At 62.2% G+C, this 18,555-nt stretch carries 13 protein-coding genes and 1 pseudogene; 11 read left to right on the top strand and 3 right to left on the bottom strand.

Going from position 1 to position 18,555, the window contains the following annotated elements:
- Positions 1 to 408: OprD family outer membrane porin (locus BMY22_RS19585; RefSeq protein ID WP_143068556.1), on the bottom strand; the 408-nt coding region annotated here is incomplete at its 3' end.
- Positions 409 to 695: 287 nt separating this feature from the next.
- A complete protein-coding gene (locus BMY22_RS19580) occupies positions 696 to 1,973 on the bottom strand; it encodes a CobW family GTP-binding protein (protein WP_090624848.1) in 1,278 nt (425 codons plus the stop codon).
- Between the two features lie 360 nt (positions 1,974 to 2,333).
- On the opposite strand from BMY22_RS19580, the gene BMY22_RS19575 reads away from it, so the two are divergent.
- A complete protein-coding gene (locus BMY22_RS19575) occupies positions 2,334 to 3,500 on the top strand; it encodes an acetyl-CoA acetyltransferase (RefSeq protein WP_090624846.1) in 1,167 nt (388 codons plus the stop codon).
- Positions 3,497 to 5,038, top strand: coding sequence for an AMP-binding protein (locus BMY22_RS19570; RefSeq protein WP_090624844.1), 1,542 nt, complete (start codon positions 3,497 to 3,499; stop codon positions 5,036 to 5,038). The genes BMY22_RS19575 and BMY22_RS19570 overlap by 4 nt, the downstream gene beginning before the upstream one ends.
- Positions 5,039 to 5,139: 101 nt before the next feature.
- Here BMY22_RS19570 and BMY22_RS19565 read toward each other — a convergent pair.
- A pseudogene (locus BMY22_RS19565) lies at positions 5,140 to 5,714 on the bottom strand (transposase); the annotation flags it as partial.
- On the opposite strand from BMY22_RS19565, the gene BMY22_RS25440 reads away from it, so the two are divergent.
- From BMY22_RS25440 to BMY22_RS19520, 9 genes are all read left to right on the top strand, one after another.
- Positions 5,652 to 6,137, top strand: coding sequence for a hypothetical protein (locus BMY22_RS25440; RefSeq protein ID WP_425265983.1), 486 nt, complete (start codon positions 5,652 to 5,654; stop codon positions 6,135 to 6,137). The pseudogene BMY22_RS19565 and the gene BMY22_RS25440 overlap by 63 nt on opposite strands.
- Positions 6,138 to 6,363: 226 nt before the next feature.
- Positions 6,364 to 8,379 (top strand): sigma-54-dependent Fis family transcriptional regulator, encoded by a 2,016-nt coding sequence (locus BMY22_RS19555; protein WP_244158932.1) that lies wholly within the window; start codon positions 6,364 to 6,366, stop codon positions 8,377 to 8,379.
- Between the two features lie 554 nt (positions 8,380 to 8,933).
- Positions 8,934 to 10,871: a hydantoinase/oxoprolinase family protein gene (locus BMY22_RS19550; protein WP_090624838.1), complete on the top strand. Its 1,938-nt coding sequence runs from the start codon at positions 8,934 to 8,936 to the stop codon at positions 10,869 to 10,871.
- A 15-nt stretch (positions 10,872 to 10,886) separates the two neighbouring features.
- Positions 10,887 to 11,273 carry an acetone carboxylase subunit gamma gene (locus BMY22_RS19545; RefSeq protein ID WP_090624836.1) on the top strand — a complete coding sequence of 129 codons (387 nt, stop codon included), beginning with the start codon at positions 10,887 to 10,889 and terminating at the stop codon, positions 11,271 to 11,273.
- A gap of 77 nt (positions 11,274 to 11,350) precedes the next feature.
- Positions 11,351 to 13,486 (top strand): hydantoinase/oxoprolinase family protein, encoded by a 2,136-nt coding sequence (locus BMY22_RS19540; protein WP_090624834.1) that lies wholly within the window; start codon positions 11,351 to 11,353, stop codon positions 13,484 to 13,486.
- Between the two features lie 50 nt (positions 13,487 to 13,536).
- Positions 13,537 to 15,813 (top strand): hydantoinase B/oxoprolinase family protein, encoded by a 2,277-nt coding sequence (locus BMY22_RS19535; RefSeq protein WP_090624832.1) that lies wholly within the window; start codon positions 13,537 to 13,539, stop codon positions 15,811 to 15,813.
- On the top strand, positions 15,810 to 16,673 hold the full coding sequence (locus tag BMY22_RS19530) for a hypothetical protein (protein ID WP_090624830.1): 864 nt from the start codon (positions 15,810 to 15,812) through the stop codon (positions 16,671 to 16,673). Before BMY22_RS19535 ends, BMY22_RS19530 begins: the two co-directional genes overlap by 4 nt.
- Positions 16,674 to 16,909: 236 nt before the next feature.
- The gene (locus BMY22_RS19525; protein ID WP_090624828.1) at positions 16,910 to 17,608 is read left to right on the top strand and encodes a CoA transferase subunit A; all 699 of its coding nucleotides are present in this window, start codon (positions 16,910 to 16,912) and stop codon (positions 17,606 to 17,608) included.
- A 42-nt stretch (positions 17,609 to 17,650) separates the two neighbouring features.
- A complete protein-coding gene (locus BMY22_RS19520) occupies positions 17,651 to 18,310 on the top strand; it encodes a CoA transferase subunit B (RefSeq protein ID WP_090624826.1) in 660 nt (219 codons plus the stop codon).
- The last annotated feature ends 245 nt before the right edge of the window (positions 18,311 to 18,555 follow it).

Below are 18,555 nucleotides of genomic sequence, written 5' to 3'. Positions count from 1 at the left end.
ACGGCCGAACTGGCTCTTGGGCTTGCCGTCGAAGTCGTAGCCGCGCCGCGGGATGATGCCGTTACCCGCCATGCCGTTGCCGACCCGCCCGTCGCCGCCGTCCATCTTGAAGCCGAACTGGCCGCGCACGTCCAGGCCGAAACCCACCACCCCGGGCGTGAAGCCGGACTCGAAGTTGGCGATCACGCCGTGCGCCCACTCGGCGCGCAGGTGCTTCTTCTCGCCGGTCTGCGGGTTGTTGAAGGTGTCGCCATGGCGGAAGTCCTGGCTGAAGTAGATGTTGCGGTTGAGCACATTCACGGTCGCCCCCTCGAGAAAGCCCTCTCCGTCGGCGGCGACGGCCGGGATCGCCAGGACAAGGGTCAGGGACGCGGCACAGGCTGGATTCTTCTTATTGTGGAAACGCATGGATTCATTCCTGTTGCTGGATGCGCAGCCGCATACCGTGAGCGTTTCTTAGCATGGTGCTGACGGTGCGAATTCAGCGTCTGGTACCGCTCTTGTGGGCGAGGCGGTACTCGATATCGTATGTGGGCGGTGCCACAGACATCGCCGAGATAGGCGGTGAGAGCGGCTAGTACGCACTTGCTGTCGTCGGCGTGAATCCGAGATGACTGAGCTATTTGGGGCTAGAAAGCACAATCAGTCGTCTTTGTTGACGTGACGTATCAGCGGTGGCGGCCTGATTCCGCCATTCAAGAGCGTGCGCTGATGGCGGGGCGGTTCATGAATCGCTTCGGCTGGACAAACCAGGCATCGAGTTCCATGCCTCCGAGGGGCGTAACTAGGATTTGCCGGGTGAGCCAGCAACGCGTGGGGAGTAGCGGGTGGGCGGCGCTGATGCGCACGGCTGCGGCCTCGCTGGGAAGGTCAGCTAGCGCACTGCGGATAGTGTCGACTGCAGCCGGATCGAGATCCTGCACGATGAACACCAGTCGTCCACAGCGATCGGCGAAAGCGCCGCTGTCGGGCCAAGTCGGGAGTCGCACCGGTGGGTAGGCCACGTCCTGAACGCACTGGATGACATGCGGCTGTGGGTCGCCTGCCACCGCCATTAGCCCCTTCACCCGAAGCAGCTGTTGTCCATACGATGCCAAGATGCGCCCAATCGATACTGCGAAGCTGTGCCACTGGACTGGCGCTTCAAAGCGGATGACGAAGCTCGAGACGGCATTGCTGTGGCGCTCGGCGTGCTTGTGATTGCGTGCGGTAGGCTTATGCACCCAGTGCGGTGCTTCCGTGGTTTCTGCTGGCTGGTATTGCTCGTGCTTGCGTTCATCCATCAGCCAGCGAGCAACGTCGGGTAACTTCCCTGCAACGGCATAAATTCCGCTACCGAAGAGCTGATCTGGCGACACCTTACCGTGGCGCACCTCTAGGCGGCGCGCACTGGGGTTGAGAGCGGCGAGTTTCGTCTCCAATCGTGCCCGAGTCATGGCGTTGCTTAGATCGCTCTTGCTGATCAGCAGGTAATCGGCCATGGCGATCTGACGCACGGCTTCCCCGTGTCGTGTCAGCTGATCAAGACCATGCTCTGCGTCGACGACCGTCAGCACGCTGTCGCAGACGTAGCGCGCAGCGATGAAGCGCTCCTCCATCAGGGTATAGACGACGGGAACCGGGTCGGCGAGTCCGGTCGTCTCGATGATTACCCGGGAAAGGTTCGGGATTTCCCGCCGAGAAAGCCGCTGATGGAGGTTCCGCAGGGCCCTAACCAGATCGCCCTGCACGCTGCAGCAAATGCAGCCGGAGTCGAGCAGCAGCGTGTGCTCGTCGAGCTTGTCGACCAAGTGGTGGTCGATGCCGACCTCGCCAAACTCGTTGATCAGCAGCGCGGTGCCCGACATCGAGGGGTCCTTCATCAACTGGTTCAACAGGGTCGTCTTGCCCGCGCCGAGGAAGCCGGTGAGTAGGCTGACCGGGATGCGGCCGACGGGGCGCTGGGCGGGCCACGATGCAGAGGAGCTAGGCATGGTTGTCTCCGGTGTTGTTGTTGATTTCTGTACTGGAAGCAAGCTGGCAAAACGCAAAAGCAATGCCAAGGCATGGCGATAGGCTGCAGTCCAGCCGGGGCCGCGGAATCGCCTCGAAAGTGCAGGCGCGCACTTGAGTACTGCACGTTCTGGAATCAAACGGGAAAGACTCGGTGGCCGTCCAACAAACAGACGGTGATGGGCCGGCGGCATTCGGCCGGATTAGTTTAACGACGGAAAATCAGGATGTTGCAGGGCGTCATGTTCAGCGTCGGCTTTGGCATGGCCGATGCCTTTAATGATCCAGAAGGAGCGAATTCGATCCTCCTATCTACAGTTCATTCACATGAAGGAAACAGCATGGGCATTTGCATTATCGGATGGGCTCACTCGCCATTCGGCCGGCTCGACAACATCGACCTCGAGTCGCTCATCACCGATGTCGGCCGTTATGCACTTCAGGATGCAGAGGTCGCCGCGGCGGATGTGGACGGGATCTGGCTGGGGCATCTGAACGGTGGCCTGGTGCCGGAGATCTTTTGCTCTTCACTCGTACACCAGGCAGATCCGGCCTTGCGCTGGTGTCCGGCCACCCGGGTCGAGAACGCCTGCGCCTCGGGTGCGGCAGCGGTCTATGCCGCCTGCGATGCGATCGAAGCCGGGCGAGCCCGGATCGCGCTGGTGGTCGGTGCCGAGAAGATGACGGCAGTATCGGGTCCGGAGGTGACGCAGGTGCTGGCGTCGGCGTCTTACGTGCGCGAGGAAGCGGCCCGAGGCCTGAGCTTTCCGGGGCTCTTCGGCGAACTGGCCGAGCAGTACTTCGAACGCTACGGTGACCATTCGGCAACGCTGGCACGAATCGCTGCGAAGAATCACGCCAACGGTGCGCGCAACCCCTGGGCCCACATGCGCCGGGATCTCGGTTTCGAGTTCTGCAACACCGTGTCGGACCGCAATCCGCTGATCGCCGGCCCGCTGCGCAAGACCGATTGCTCCCTGGTGTCCGATGGTGCCGCCGCCCTAGTGCTCGCCGATGAGTCGGTGGCTGTGAGCATGCGGCGTGCTGTACGCTTGCGGGCGCGGGCCCAGGTCAACGACTTCCTGCCGATTTCCCGTCGCGACGTTCTGGGCTTCGAGGGGCCGCAGCGTGCCTGGGCACAAGCATTGGCGGAGGCACGCTGCGAGGTGGGCGACCTTTCGCTTGCTGAGGTGCACGACTGCTTCACCATTGCCGAACTGCTGACCTACGAGGCCATGGGGCTGGCCCTGCCGGGGCAAGGCGGGGAATGCCTGCTGGACGGCACAGTCCAACCGGACGGCCGCCTGCCGGTCAACCCATCCGGCGGACTCAAGGCCAAGGGCCATCCAATCGGCGCAACTGGCGTGTCCATGCATGTTATGGCTGCCATGCAGTTGACCGGCGAGGCGCTCGAAATGCAGGTGCCGGGCGCCAGTCTAGCCGGTGTCTTCAACATGGGCGGAGCCGCGGTCGCCAACTACGTCAGCATTCTGGAGCGCTGCAAATGAACCTGGCCCAGCTGCTTGCGCGTTCGGCGCGGACCTTTCCTGAACGGCCCGCAGTCATGGTCGGGACACGTCCCTTGCACACCTATGCAGGCTTGGCTGCGCGCGCGGCACGCCTGGCCGGCTTCCTGCGACGGAATCTCAGGCTGGAGGCCGGGGACCGGGTGGCCATCTACATGAGCAATTGCCCTGAATACCTCGAGTGCCTGTACGGGATGCTCTGGGCGGGCCTGGTGGCAGTACCGATCAATGCCAAGCTCCATCCGCGCGAGGCAAGCTACATCCTTGCCGACGCCGGTGCCCGCTTGGCTTGTGTATCGCGCGACCTGGCCGACGGCCTCGGTGCCTGCCTGGCCGGCGAGGGGCCAGAGCTACCGGTGCTGATGCCGGGCGACAGCCTGTACATCTACGCGGTTTCGGCATTGGCGATCCCAGTACAGGAGCGCGCGCCGGACGACCTGGCGTGGCTGTTCTACACGTCGGGTACAACCGGCAAGCCCAAGGGGGTGATGCTAAGCCACCGCAACCTGTTAGCGATGACCTCCTGCTTTTTCATGGACGTCGATCCGGTCGCCGAGGAAGACGTCGCCGTCTATGCCGCGCCGCTGTCGCACGGCGCCGGGCTTTACAGCTTCCCCTACGTGCTGAGGGCATGCCGGCACGTCATCCCTGAGTCCGGCAGATTCGAGCCGGATGAGCTGATCGCGCTTGCTGGTCGGATCGGGCGGCTGGCGATGTTCGCCGCACCGAACATGATGAAGCGCCTGGTGGCCGGGGTGAAGCACGCTGGTACCGATCCGTCCGGGTTTCGGACGCTAATCTACGGCGGCGGTCCGATGTATGCCGAAGATATCATCGAGGCACTCGAAGTGATGGGGCCGCGTTTCGTGCAGATCTATGGACAGGGCGAATCACCGATGACGATCACCGCCCTGTCACGCGCGGTGCTGGCCGATCGCTCAGAGCCGACCTGGGCGTCGCGCATCGCTTCGGTCGGCGTGGCGCAATCGCTGGTGGAAGTGCGCATCGTCGATGCCGAGGGGCGTCCTCTGGCGAACGGCGAGGTGGGCGAGGTCGTAGTCCGTGGCGAGACGGTGATGTCCGGTTACTGGAGGCTGCCGGAGGCGAGTGCTGCGGTACTGCGCGACGGCTGGTTGTGGACCGGCGACATGGGGACGATGGACTCGCATGGCTTCGTGACGCTCAAGGACCGCTCCAAGGACGTCATCATCTCCGGCGGTTCCAACATCTATCCCCGCGAAGTAGAGGAACTGCTCCTGAGCCATCCGGCAGTGCGTGAGGTTTCGGTGGTCGGACGGCGCGACCCTGAGTGGGGTGAGGTGGTGGTCGCCTTCGTAGTCGCCGAGTCCGATGCCACGGGCTTGGGCGCCGACGAACTGGATCGGTACTGCCTCGAACGCATCTCACGCTTCAAGCGGCCCAAGGACTACCGCTTTGTCGATGAGCTTCCAAAGAACAACTACGGCAAGGTGCTGAAGACCGCACTACGCAACCTTCTGGACGACGCGCCGGCTCTTTAGACGAGGCTGTCGCGTCTGCTTTTCTGCACTTGGTCGTGCAGGTGTATGCCGTTTCAGTGGGCGCCTGAATTTCGGACAAAACCTGAGTGATCCCCACAAAATCACCCCAGCTCCTGCGCTTGCCGGTGGACCTCCCGCCGCAGGGCCAGCTCCAGGCCCCGCAGCCTCTCCTGGGAAATGGCTCCCGCCCCGGTGCGAGCATATTCCAGTCCCAGCCGCCACAACGACAGCACGTGCTTGCTCTTGAGACTGTTACTCTGGAAACGCCGCTCGTACCCTACCTCCCGCGCCTGCAGACCCAGCAGGCACAGCGCATCGTTGGCCAGCACGGCAATCAGCAGCAGGATCTTGATGCGCCGCGGGCAGCGGCTTCGATGCAGTCTCAGGCCGAGCCCCAGCCGATGGCTCTTCAGGTCGCGGAAGCCTTCCTTGATCTGCATGCGCCGCTGGTAGATCGTCACGATCTCCGGGTGAACCAGAGCGCCGAGCGGGTCATCTCGACGCAACCGAGCCGCTCCGGCGAAGCCGAGGCCAGGGCATACAGGCTTTTCACCGGCAGTCAGGGCTGCTCGCCGAGCCGGCACAGATCGCGATTGCGCACGCGGCCGACGTAATGCCAACCCTGCGCTTCGACGGCCTAGAACCAGGGCCGCCGGAAGCCTACATCGGTGACCAAGATGGAGGCGCTGCTGGCAACGCAGACAGCCCTCGCGCGGCTGGACAATTGGCACGGCACATCAAGCCCAGCCAGGTGGCCCCGAGCAAGCGTGGCCACAAGGTGAAAAAGACCAGGGAGTGGATCGATGGCACCAGGGCCTGCGCTCATGTCTCTACGGCCCGAACAATCAAAGCTTGCAAAAAGCAAAAGCCCTTGAAAGGGCTGGTAGTGAACACGATTGTCACCAATTTGTGTGTCTTCGACGTATGTCGCGACGCACTGTCGCTGATCGAGCTCGCGCCGGACACGATGCTTGACGAGGTGCGCAACAGTACCTCCGCCGATTTCGGCGTCGTTCTGTCACTCTATAGTCAGCATCTGCAGGCGTTTGATTTTCAGTCGCCATCGTGTCCTATAATCGAACGTTCGTCTCTGGTGTAGGTGGCGAACTGCACAGCTCTGGCCGATGCGACGGGCACCGCTCCCGATAGAGATAATTGGTGCATATTTTGCATGTTAAAATGCCTGCCGGCGGACAACATCTTGCGTTGGCGCGGGTACGGTCAGAGGGCCGGCTCCGAAGCTGGTTATAGATAACAATAGAAAACAATAGAGAACTGTGCGTTGCGTTCGCAAATGCGACGACGCAGTCAAAAGGAGAGTGGACATGCCTGCCACTGTTAAAAGCCAGATGTTTTCCGTGCCGGAAAACGATGGCCACATCATGGTTTCATGGGAGAGGTTTCTCAAGGGCAGCGAGCCCGGATCGGATGCGCTGCGCCGCCTGATCGACGATTCCTGGCGGCGTTGCTTCGGCGCCAGCGTCGACCCGGGCCGCTTCCAGGCGCCGCCGCCAGTCGGCGAGAACTCTCTGCATTTCCTGCGCGACGAATGCGCCGATCTACTGACCGCCAGTGCGCCCATCATGGCCTCGGCACGGGATTTTCTTTCCGAAACTGGAACGGTGATGGTGCTCACTAACCAGACCGGCACCATCCTTAACCTCGAAGGGGACGTCTCCACGCGCAGCGCGGCGGAAAACGTGTATCTGCTGCCGGGTGCGAGCTGGAGCGAACTCGCTTGTGGCACCAACGCGATCGGTACCGCGCTGGAAGTCGGTCAGCCGGTGCAGATCCACTCGGCGGAGCATTACTGCGCCGGCATTAAACGCTGGTCCTGTTCGGCGACAGTGATCCGTGATCCTTACGACGGCTCAATCCTTGGCGTGGTCGACGTATCGGGGCTTAGTGCCTCGTACAGCCGCCACAGCCTTGCCTTGGTCATTGCGACGGCCGGTCGCATTGAGAACCGCCTGGCGAGAATGGAAATGGATGTCCGCTATCGCTTGCTGGAGAGTTGTGTCGACCGCCTTTCGTCGACCGCAGCTGATGGCGTCGTCGTGTTCGACCGTCGTGGTTGTGCCATCAAGGCGAACGCGCGTGCCTCGGTGGTTCTGGCCGATCTGGCCGGTCGCGAGCTGGACATCCTTGAGGCATTGTCGCTGAGCTGGAAAAAGGGGGGCGAGGCTGTCGAGGACTTGCCCGAGTGGATAGACCAGAACTGGTTGCAACCGGTGATTGTCGGCGGCGAGCATCTTGGTACGGTGCTGGCGCTGCCGAACCGACGTACGCCTGTCGGTGGCGGTGCCCGCACGGTGAGCCCGCTCGTCTTCGGTAAGACGACCGATAAGGGTAGCTTCGACAAGGTGGTCGGAGAGTCAGCAGTGCTGCTGCAGGCGGTCGGTCGTGCCCAGCAGCTTGCAAAGTCCCACGTCCCGGTCCTTCTGCTAGGCGAGACAGGGGTAGGCAAGGACGTGTTTGCGCGCTGCATACACGAATCCGGCGCGACCAAGGATGGCCCCTTCGTCGCCCTGAATTGTGGAGGCTTCTCGCGCGAGCTGTTGACCAGTGAGCTGTTCGGCTACATCGAAGGCTCGTTCACCGGGGCGCGGCGCGGCGGCATGATTGGCAAGATCGAGGCGGCCGACGGCGGCACCCTATTCCTCGATGAGATCGGTGAAATGCCCATCGACCTCCAGCCTTATTTCCTGAGGGTGCTAGAGGAGGGCGAGGTTTATCGCATTGGCGAGAACAAGCCGCGCAAGGTCAATTTCCGCCTCGTGGCTGCGACAAATCGCGACCTGCGCAAGGAAATTCAGGCCGGTACCTTCCGTATGGATCTCTTCTACCGGGTTGCGGTGACCAGCATCGATATCCCGTCCCTGCGCGAGCGGGCCGGAGACATTCCCTTGCTCGGCGAGCATTATCTCAAGGTCCTGGCACCGCAGCACGGGCTCGGGCCGCGGACGTTGTCGGCCGGCGCAGTGGCGCTGCTGCAGCAATATGCCTGGCCGGGCAACATCCGCGAATTCCGCAATGTCATCGAAAGCATGCTGCTCACCTCGCAAGCGAGCCTACTGACCGAGGCAGACATACCGCTCGACGTGCGTGCCGCTCCGCGCGCAGCGATGCAGTCAGAGCTTGATCTGCCCGGCAACCTGCGCGATCTGAACGGTCTGGAGAGTGCCGAGCGCGAGGCCATCCTGCAGGCAATCAAGGGCAGTCGCGGTAACATGACCGCGGTGGCACGCGAACTGGGCATTGCCAAGAGTACCGTCTACGCAAAGCTCAAGCGTTTCGACCTTGAGGCCTATGTAGACGATCTGCGCAACTATCGCATCTGACGTCGATTTCGCTTTCTCTGACCAGCCTGCCTCTGCTCCTTGATCGAGGGGCGGAGGCTTCGTCTTTTGCAGCACGCTTCAATTAGCGAAGCGCCTATTTGCACTTTCCTTCGTCTATCTTTGCCACCTCCTTATCCCCACGCTCATTAAGTCTGAATCGGCCGACTCCGGTGCTGCCGGTCGGGCATGCCTCGTCGCGCCTGAAATTCTGAAGCACCCAATTTTTATGTTCGGACACTCGCTTTGTTGCGTTGCATTAATTCAACCGAAATTCGAACGGGTATTCGCGAATCTAGACGCACTCGACTTAACGTAAATTCTTAATATTTAATTTTTCTTTATAAAACAATAATTTATATAAGATTATTGATCTCTTGTGAGTTGGCATACCGTTTGCCATAAGTATCAGTGAAAAGTCCGGTTTCACTGCTTCTAATGAATTTGAGTTTAGTAACCAGAGACGGTGAAACGACTCGATGGTCCGGAAAACATCAGTACTGGACTGATGTTGGAAAAGTCTCAATCCATGAACGAGATGACGGGAGAAATGCGGCATGACATTGCAAATAAACATCGATAACGGTGGCACACTCACCGATATCTGCATCATGACCGATGATGGAGTCAGGAAGACGAAGGTGTTGACTACACCTTACGATCTGAGCAAGTGCTTCTTCGAAGGCTTGCAGAAGGCGTCTGGCGTTCTCTACGACACGCCGGACGTGGCGCGGCTGCTCGAGGAGGTCGACCTCATCCGCTATTCGACGACGCAGGGTACCAATGCCATCTGTGAGCGCAAGGGGCCGCGGCTTGGCCTCATCATCGATGCCGGTGTCCGCGACCTGCCGGTACGCCTGGCGGAACACGATCCAGAGGTGTACGAAGCGCTGGTCGGCGACCGCGTGGTCTTTCTCGATGCCGCCACCGTGCTTGGCGACGATGCGGACGTCGAGGCGGTAAAGGCGATCAACCAGCTTACCGCGGCCGGCGCCAACCGCCTGGTGGTGAGTTTCGGCGGCGCGGCCTTCCTCGATGTCGAGGAGTGCTTCCGCAAGGTCGTGCTGCGCAAGTATCCGCGGCATCTGCTGGGCGCGGTGCCGGTGCTCTACGGCAGCGACCTGACGACGGATCGCGACGTGGTTCGCCGCACTTGGACGGCGCTGATCAATTCCTTCCTGCATCCGGCGACGGAGGCATTCCTGTTCAATGCCGAGAACCGCCTGCGCGCCTATCGCACCAAGAATCCAATGCTGATCTTCCGCAACGACGGCGATGCTTCGCGCGTCGCCAAGACGGTGGCGATCAAGACCTACAGCTCCGGTCCGCGCGGTGGCATGGAGGGCATGAAGTCCTTTGCCAGGCTCTACGGCCTGTCCGACGTGGTTGCTATCGACGTCGGCGGCACCACCACCGACATCGGCCAGTGCCTCAATGGTACGGTCGCGGAGGTGCAGCGCGGTCACGTCGAGGGTATCAGCGTGTCCTTCCCGCTGTGCGAGATCATGAGCGCCGGCGCAGGCGGCAGCTCCATCTTCAAGGTGGTCAACAACCGCATTGTGATTGGTCCGGAAAGCGTTGGTGCGGTCCCGGGGCCGGCCGCCTTCGGTCGTGGCGGCAAGGAGGCCACGATCACCGATGCTAGCCTGCTAAGCGGTATTTTCGACCCCAAGTCCTATTTCGGCGGCGGTATGGCGCTGGACCTGGACCGGGCTGCCAGCGCAGTCACTTTCAACATCGCCCAGCCGCTGGGTATCGGCCCCGATGAGGCGCTACTGCAGATGGCGCACGCCTACGAGGAGAAGATTGCCGTCGAACTGCACCGCTTCACCAAGGTATCAAAGGACACGGTGATGCTCGCGTTCGGTGGCGCCGGGCCGCTCAATGCTTGTGGCGTGGCGGAGAAGGCCGGCATCGACCGGGTTGCGGTGCCAAAACTGGCGGCTGTATTCAGTGCCTTCGGCATCGGCTCGTGCGACATCTCCCAGCGTTACGCGGTCGCGCTCGATGAGCGCAGCGCCAAGAGCGTGGACGAGGCCCTGGCTGACCTCAAGCTCAAGGCAGCGCGCGACATGTTCGCCGAGGGCTTTGCCGAAGGCCAGTACAACATGGAGGCCTGGCTGGCGGGCGAGCTGGAGGACGGCAGCGAGTTGCGCTGCCCCATTGCCGACGGTGCCGACTTCCCGGCCGAACTAGCGCACGCACAGGCGGTGGAACTGGGACTGCGTGCTGTCAAGCCGCTGCGCGCCGAAGTCAGCAAGACTGCACGTTTCTCCGAAAGCCAGGGCGCCAGCGCCGTCGGCACACGCAAGGTGCTGACCCGCGACAAGGGACGCATCGACATCCCGGTCTATCGCTTGGCCGAACTGGCACCGGGCGACCACGCAACTGGGCCCGCGATTCTCGAAGAAGACTTCTTTACATGCCACGTGCTCGATGGTTGGACCTTCGTCATCAGTGACGCGGGCGACATCATGCTGAATAGGAAGGCCTGAAAAATGAAAGTTCTAATGACCGAATATCTGCGCATCGATCTCGATTCGGAAAAGTGGGAATGCCGGGTGTGCGACCACGAGATCGGGCCGGCGAACAAAGGCTACAAGGAAGGCATGCTCGTCTACGACCGCGACCCACGCGAGATTCATCCGCCCATCATCGACCCTGAGAAGTACCGCTTCACCTTCAGTCCTGATCCTGAATGGGTGCGCATCCTTGAGTACTACTGCCCGCACTGCGGAACCATGGTCGAGACCGAATACGCCATTCCCGGCCATCCGCCGCTACACGACATGCAGCCGGACCTGCCAGCCCTGCGGGCGCAATGGGCCAAGCGCGAGGAAATCGCGAAGCCGGTCGTCGGCCCCGAGGTGCTGGCTGATCAGGGCCACAGCCACTAAGCCACCGTCAACTGCTGGTAAGCATCCCCGCCTTTGATCCGGGCTGTGCCGGCGCAAAAGAATAATAAGGAGATAATATGAGACGCGTTTCAGTCGATATCGGTGGCACCTTCACCGATTGTTTCGTGGTCTGGGATGGCAAGTACATCGAGGCCAAGGCTCTGACCACACATCACAACCTCGCCCTGGGCTTCAATGAAGCTCTGAGCAAGGCCTATCACGACCTCGGCCTGGAGCTCGAGGAAATCCTGTCGCAGGTGGACTCCGTCCGCTACGCCACCACGCTGGGAACCAATGCCCTGATCGAACACAAGGGGCCCAAGATCGGCATGCTGGTCACAGCCGGCTACGAAGCCACGGTGCCGTTGTCGCGTGCCCGCGGCTATGGCGAAGGGCTGGACAACCTGGGCCAGCAGGACATGCCCAACGCCCAGCGTCCCGACCCGCTAGTGCTGCCGCACATGATCCGCGGGGTGCGCGAGCGCGTGGACTTCCAAGGCGACCTGGTCATGCCGCTCGATGAGGACGACGTGCGCACTCAGATCCGCGAGCTGGTGGACCGCGGCGCCGAAATCATCGTGGTAGCGCTGGTCAATTCGGTGGTTAATCCGACGCACGAACAGCGCATCGAGGAGATCCTGCTCGAGGAATACCCGTCCCACCTGCTGGGGGCGATTCCGGTGGTCTTGTCCCACCAGGTGGCGGGCCGCAAGGGCGAGTACGTGCGGGCGACCTCGGCCATCGTCGATGGCTACCTGCACTCGACTATGTACCACGCCCTGTCCGCGCTCGAACAGAACCTGCGGGCCCATCGCTACGAGCAGCCGATGCTGGTCATCCACAACTCTGGCGGCATGGCCCAGCTCAATTCGACGGACGCCCTACAGACCATCCACTCCGGGCCGGTCTCCGGCATCGGAGCCTCTGAACACCTAGCCATGCAGTGCGACTTAGGCAACGTAGTAGCAACCGACATGGGCGGCACCAGCTACGACATCGGCATTGTGGTTGAGGGTGGCATCAAGCACTACGACTTCAATCCGGTGATCGATCGCTGGCTGGTGTCGGTGCCCATGGTGCACCTGGTGACCCTGGGTGCCGGCGGTGGCTCCATCGCCAGCTATGATCGCATGTACAACACAGTGAAGTGTGGGCCCGAGTCAGCCGGCTCCGACCCCGGCCCGGCCTGCTACGATCGCGGTGGCATGCGCCCGACGGTGACCGATGCCGACCTGCTGCTAGGCTACCTGGATTCGAAGAACTACGCGGGCGGATCGATTCCGCTCAATCCGCGTCGTGCGGCGGCTGCAGTCGAGGACGCGTTGTGCGATGACCTCGACTGCTCGGTCATCGAGGGCGCACTGCTGATCCGCGAGAAGGTGGACGACAGCATGGCCAACGGGCTCTTCACCGAACTGCGCGCCCGCGGTTATGACCCCAAGGACTTCACCATGCTGGCCTACGGCGGTAATGGACCGCTGCATTGCTGCGGCATCGCGCAGAACCTGAACATCGACAAGATTCTGGCGCCTCCGTTCAGCTCGGTGTTCTCAGCGGTCGGAGCCGGCAACATGCATCAGCTCCACATTCACGAGACCTCGCTCTACATGGTGCTGTACGACTCGAACACCCGCCACCTGTTCGACGACTACGACCGCTTCAACGCCATCGTTGCCGAGCTGAAGGAGCAGGGCACCCAGGATCTACTGCGCCAGGGCATGGCCCGCGGGGACATCTGCCACAACCTCGAACTGGATATGCGCTACGGCAACCAACTGGTGCAAACCACCGCAGTCATTCCCAAGCACGAGATGCATGGTCCGGCAGACGTGCTGGCGGTCATAGAGCAATTCTCCAACGACTACGGCAAGCGCTTCGGCAAGGGCTCGCAGGCGCCGGAGGCCGGCATCCGCATCAACACCATCCGGGTCGCCGCGTTCGTCCGCCACGAGACGGTGAAGTTCGAGGACATCAAGCCGGTGCCGGTCGAGCAGCGCAAGTCGCCGCCGCCGCCGTCGGCCACCCGCAAGTGCTACTTCGTCGGCTACGAGGACGCATTCGAGACGCCAGTATGGAGCCGGGTGGAGATCAAACCCGGGGTGCAGATCACCGGCCCCGCCATCATCGCCTCCGAAGTGACCACCTTCCTGGTCAACCCAGGCTGGAACTTCGTCGCCGCTAAGCAGGGTGCCTCCTGGTTCCTGCGGGCCTGAGAGCCGTCGGACGGCCATCGACCATATTTCATTTTCAGGCAGGATTGAACATGAACGAAATCGCTACGCCCGTAAGGGCAAAGATGCCGAGTGCCGAAGAGCTGGCACTGATCGAGAAGTTCCTCAGCGACACCACGCTGTTCCTCGGGCCGGACCCGGAGATCATGCAGAACCACGATCTGATGCCCCGGACCGAGGCCGAGGACGAGGCCATCCGCAAGATGAGCGACGCCCACTCTATCGCCAAGATCCGTGATCGCATCCAGGCCGGCTGCGACGAAGGCTACGAGATGGTGGAGCAGATGGGCGCGGCGCCTGGCGCCAAGTGGGGCGATGTCATCACCGGGGTGTATTCGGCCTCGGGCGATCTCGCCATCGCCAGCGCCGGCGGCGTGCTGCTCTTCTCTGCCCTGGTGCACCATCCCATCAAATTCATCATCAAGAACTGGATGAACGATCCCACTGTAGGGGTGCGAGAGGGCGATGGCTTCATCCACAACGATTCCCGCTACGGCAACGTGCACAACACCGACCAGAGCATGATCCTGCCGATCTTCCACGAGGGGAAGCTGGTGTGTTGGGTGGCCTCCACGGTGCACGAGGGCGAGAACGGTGCGATCGAGCCGGGCGGCATGCCGTCCATGGCTGAGAGCCCGAGCGACGAAGGGCTGAAGATGTGCCCCTTCAAGGTGGTGGAAAACTACGAAATCAAGCGCGACATCCTGACCTTTCTGCAGAACTCGGTGCGCGAGCCCAAGCTGCAGTACGAGGACATGAAGGTCAAACTCTTCGCCTGCCTGCGTATCAAGCAGCGGATCGAGGAGACGTTCAGGACCGACGGCCCGGACGCGCTGGTCTCAACCCTGCGCCTGACCATGGAAAACGTCCGCGCCGAAGTGAAACGCCGCATCAGCGAATGGCCGGACATGACAGTAAGCACCTACATCATCCAGGACTCGACCCTGCGCGAGAACTGCGTGGTGAAGGTCAACTGCAAGCTCACCAAGACCGGCGACCGGCTGATCTTCGACTTCCGCGGTTCGGCCCCGGAATTCACCAACCGACCGACCAACACCATCGTCGCCGGCCTCAAGGGCATGCTATCGCAGGTTTTCCTGTGCTACGTGTGGCCGGACCTACCGCGCGGCCAGGCGGCCTTCGCACCGATTGAGGTGATCACCGATCCCCACTCGATCATGAACTGCTCCTATGATGCGCCGAACTCGCAGAGCCTGATGTCGATCTTCACCGGCTTCACCGCCGGCCAGCACGCGGTGGCGAAGTTCCTCTACAGCTGCCCGGAGAAGTACACGAAGGTGCATGCCCCGACCTTCAACATGATCAACACTTTCATCTGGGGCGGAGTGAGCCAGCACGGCGAGACCCTGGGCAACCTCTGCGCCGACCTGAACGGCATGGGTGCCGGCGCCACGGTGGACCGCGATGGCGAGCACGCCTTGGCACCGATTTTCGCCACCATGGCGGACATCGGCGAGCAGGAGTTGAACGAGGAGGACGTGCCCTTCCTGCAACTGGTGTCGAAGAAGATGACGCGCGACGCCATCGCTCCGGGCAAGTATCGCGGCGGCCAGGGCTACACGATGATCGTGGCGACCAAGGACAGCGAGCAATGGGGTTTCATGACCACCTGCCAGGGCGCCAAGATCCCGCCGATGCAGGGCTTGTTTGGCGGCTATGCATGCGGCACCTATCCACTCTCCAAGGTCAAAGGCGTAGATGTGTACGACGTGTTGCTTGAGACTCCGGAAAAGTTCAAGCACTCGATCGAGGAGATCATGAACGAGCAGCCCTTCGAAGGGGCGAGCTACACCACCCACCACATGGGCATGGGCTTCGAGATCTCCAAACGCGGCGAACTGTTCATGATCTCGCAGGGCTCCGGCGCCGGTTACGGCGATCTGCTGGAGCGCGACCCGGCGGGCGTCATCCGCGACATCGAGGAGGGTCTGATCTCGCAGGGCGTCGCCGAACGCCTGTACAAGGTCAAGTTCGATCCGGTGACGCTGGCGATCAACCACGAAGCCACTGCTATCGCCCGCGATGCCGAGCGCAAGGCGCGCCTGGCCCGCGGCGTACCTTACGCCGAGTTCGTCAAGTCGTGGAGCAAGCCGACACCGCCGTCCCACCTGCAGTACTTTGGCTGCTGGGGTGACGACATCGACAAGCTTTACATGGGGAGCCCCAACAAGTTCCGCGCGGCCAACGAGCCCAGGCCCAACTACATGGCGCATCCGAAGGACGTACGCATCGCCGAGCTCGAGGCACGCCTGGCGGCACTCGGTGCGATGGGAGGTGAAAAGCAATGAGCCAACATCTCGCCGACGATCTGCCCGGCGGCACGGGCGGTGGACGCCTGCGGGTGTGGCTGAAGGCTTCGGCCTACACCCGAAGGCTGTTGTTGGGCTCAGGGGGCGACCCCTGGGTGAGTGCGCCGCAGTACCTGGCCTACTTCAGTCAGGCCCAGGGCCTGCTGCGACCGGACGTGGCGGTGGTGGAAGTCGGCGAGATGTTCGATTCCTGGCTGTCTCGTCACCCGGAGGTGGTAGCGGAGCTGGGGTCGAAAAGGCGCCTGTCCTTCCCACTGCGCAAGCTGCTGGAACAGGACGAGCCGCGCCAGATCCTGGCCGAGGTCGTAGAGGCGGTCATCGCCAACCTGCGCGGCCAGACGCCGCTGGTGCTGGCCATGCCATCGCCCAAGCACTGGCTGCGTCATGCCAATGCGCTGGCCGGGCGGGTCGGTGTCGAACTGGACCCGGACGGGATTGAGGATGCCGCCATGTACATGGCGGACCTGATGCGCTCTGTTTCCGCCTATCCGGTAGGTGGGGTGCTACTAGAAGAGCACCCCACCGATAGCGACATGGAGGCAACCGACGTCGAACGCTATCGACCGCTGATCAACGTGGCCAAGCACTACCGGTGGTCGCTGGCCTTGCGGCCGCGTGGCGCTGCCCCGGCATCGCCCGCGCTAGCTGAGTTCGATGCGGTGATCTCGCCGATCATTCGGGTGCCGAAGCCGGCATCGAGCGGCGTGGATGTGGGTGCCGTTCTGTGGCATGGCGGCAGCTTGCCGGTCCTCGACCAAGGGCAGTTCTACTTCGTCGAGATCCCCGCTGAGCAGCAGCCAGAGTTAGTACTGGAAAGTCTCGCCTGGCTGCGAGCCTGACCTGTCGGGCAAGTGTCGCGGTGTGCCGTGACGCTTGCCCGACCTTCTTGTCACCCTTTGCCGTCCCCGGTTTCCCATACGCTCTGCCTCCGTAGGTATCGAGTGTGTGAAGGCTCTGCAGCTGTACTGCCTCCCTTGTTCACAGCAGGGATCGAGCGTGTGAAGGGCCTGCAGTTGCAGGTGCCTGATGCCGCGGGACGGACTTTTTACATGACGACAACAAGAGGCAGAACAGCATGGCTGGACTCGACAAACGCGTAAATACCTACGAAGAAGCCCTGGCAGGGCTCACCGACGGCATGACCATCCTGGCCGGCGGCTTCGGCCTGTGCGGCATTCCGGAAAACCTGATCGCTGAGATTCGCCGCCAGCAGGTCAAGGGGCTGACCGTGGTCTCGAACAACTGCGGCATCGATGGCTTCGGCCTGGGCGTGCTGCTCGAGGACCGGCAAATCCGCAAGATGATAGCCTCCTACGTCGGCGAGAACGCCCTGTTCGAGCGCCAACTGCTCGGCGGCGAGCTGGAGGTCGAGCTGACCCCGCAGGGCACTCTGGCCGAGAAGCTGCGCGCCGGCGGTGCGGGAATTCCCGCTTTCTATACTGCTACCGGCCACGGCACCCCGGTCGCCGAGGGTAAGGAGGTACGCGAGATCCGCGGCCGACACTACATCCTCGAAGAGGCAATCACCGGCGACTTCGCCATCGTCAAGGGCTGGAAGGCCGACTACTTTGGCAACGTCGTCTACCGCCACACCGCGCAGAACTTCAATCCGGTGGTAGCCAGCGCCGGTCGGATCACCGTTGTCGAGGTGGAAGAGATCGTCGCGCCGGGCGAGCTGGAACCCACCCAGATCCACACACCCGGCATCTACGTCGACCGCGTCATCCTCGGGCACTTCGAAAAGCGCATCGAAAAGCGCACCGTCCGCGCCTGATCCCAGGTCGCCGGCTCATCCGACAGAACACGAGAGGCTCCAATGGCACTTTCCCGCGAACAGATGGCTCAGCGCGTGGCGCGCGAGCTGAAAGACGGCTACTACGTCAACCTGGGGATCGGCATCCCCACCCTGGTGGCCAACTACGTCCCCGAAGGCATGGACGTGATGCTGCAGTCGGAAAATGGACTGCTCGGCATGGGTGCCTTTCCCAGCGAGGCGGAAGTCGACGCCGACATGATCAATGCCGGCAAGCAGACGGTGACGGCGCGGCGTGGCGCCTCGATCTTCTCCTCGGCCGAATCCTTCGCGATGATCCGCGGCGGCCATGTCGACCTGACGGTGCTCGGCGCCTTCGAGGTGGACGTCGAGGGCAACATCGCCTCCTGGATGATTCCGGGCAAGCTGGTCAAGGGCATGGGTGGCGCGATGGACTTGGTCGCTGGGGCCGACAACATCATCGTCACCATGACCCACGCCTCCAAGGACGGAGAGTCCAAGCTGCTGTCGCGCTGCTCGCTGCCGCTGACCGGCGCCGGCTGCATCCGCAAGGTGCTCACCGACCTGGCCTACCTGGAGATCGAGAACGGCACCTTCGTGCTCAAGGAGCGCGCGCCGGGGGTGAGCGTCGAGGAAATCGTCGCCAAGACCGCCGGCAAGCTGGTGGTGCCCGAGCACGTGCCGGAAATGACCTTTTATTGATCAGGCCATTAAATTCAGCCCTTTCAAGGTGTTTGCGTAAACTCTCCCGAGGATCGAGCGGGAGGGTAAGACGATGTGGGATGCAGTTCTGGCGCGCTTCGAGAGGCAGGCACCGGCCAGCGTCATGGCACGTCTGGCGCTGGAACGGGCGATGCCGGCCGCCTGGATCGACGAAGTGTTCGAGACTCACCGGCAACGCCAGTATCCACGCGAGCTGCTGTTTTCCACGGTGGTCGAGCTGATGT

It is taken from the genome of Azotobacter beijerinckii (assembly GCF_900110885.1).
In the GTDB taxonomy this organism is placed as follows: domain Bacteria; phylum Pseudomonadota; class Gammaproteobacteria; order Pseudomonadales; family Pseudomonadaceae; genus Azotobacter; species Azotobacter beijerinckii.
The sequence above is the reverse complement of the archived record's forward strand: the minus strand, read 5'-3'. Positions and strand labels throughout refer to the sequence as shown.

What these genes read in the sequence shown, in the direction of transcription:
- BMY22_RS19520 (WP_090624826.1), top strand. Translation starts at nt 17,651, where the DNA reads ATGGCACTTTCCCGCGAACAGATGGCTCAGCGCGTGGCGCGCGAGCTG.
- BMY22_RS19580 (WP_090624848.1), bottom strand. Translation starts at nt 1,973, where the DNA reads ATGCCTAGCTCCTCTGCATCGTGGCCCGCCCAGCGCCCCGTCGGCCGC.
- BMY22_RS19575 (WP_090624846.1), top strand. Translation starts at nt 2,334, where the DNA reads ATGGGCATTTGCATTATCGGATGGGCTCACTCGCCATTCGGCCGGCTC.
- BMY22_RS19535 (WP_090624832.1), top strand. Translation starts at nt 13,537, where the DNA reads ATGAACGAAATCGCTACGCCCGTAAGGGCAAAGATGCCGAGTGCCGAA.
- BMY22_RS19550 (WP_090624838.1), top strand. Translation starts at nt 8,934, where the DNA reads ATGACATTGCAAATAAACATCGATAACGGTGGCACACTCACCGATATC.
- BMY22_RS19545 (WP_090624836.1), top strand. Translation starts at nt 10,887, where the DNA reads ATGACCGAATATCTGCGCATCGATCTCGATTCGGAAAAGTGGGAATGC.
- BMY22_RS25440 (WP_425265983.1), top strand. Translation starts at nt 5,652, where the DNA reads ATGCCAACCCTGCGCTTCGACGGCCTAGAACCAGGGCCGCCGGAAGCC.
- BMY22_RS19555 (WP_244158932.1), top strand. Translation starts at nt 6,364, where the DNA reads ATGCCTGCCACTGTTAAAAGCCAGATGTTTTCCGTGCCGGAAAACGAT.
- BMY22_RS19540 (WP_090624834.1), top strand. Translation starts at nt 11,351, where the DNA reads ATGAGACGCGTTTCAGTCGATATCGGTGGCACCTTCACCGATTGTTTC.
- BMY22_RS19530 (WP_090624830.1), top strand. Translation starts at nt 15,810, where the DNA reads ATGAGCCAACATCTCGCCGACGATCTGCCCGGCGGCACGGGCGGTGGA.
- BMY22_RS19525 (WP_090624828.1), top strand. Translation starts at nt 16,910, where the DNA reads ATGGCTGGACTCGACAAACGCGTAAATACCTACGAAGAAGCCCTGGCA.
- BMY22_RS19570 (WP_090624844.1), top strand. Translation starts at nt 3,497, where the DNA reads ATGAACCTGGCCCAGCTGCTTGCGCGTTCGGCGCGGACCTTTCCTGAA.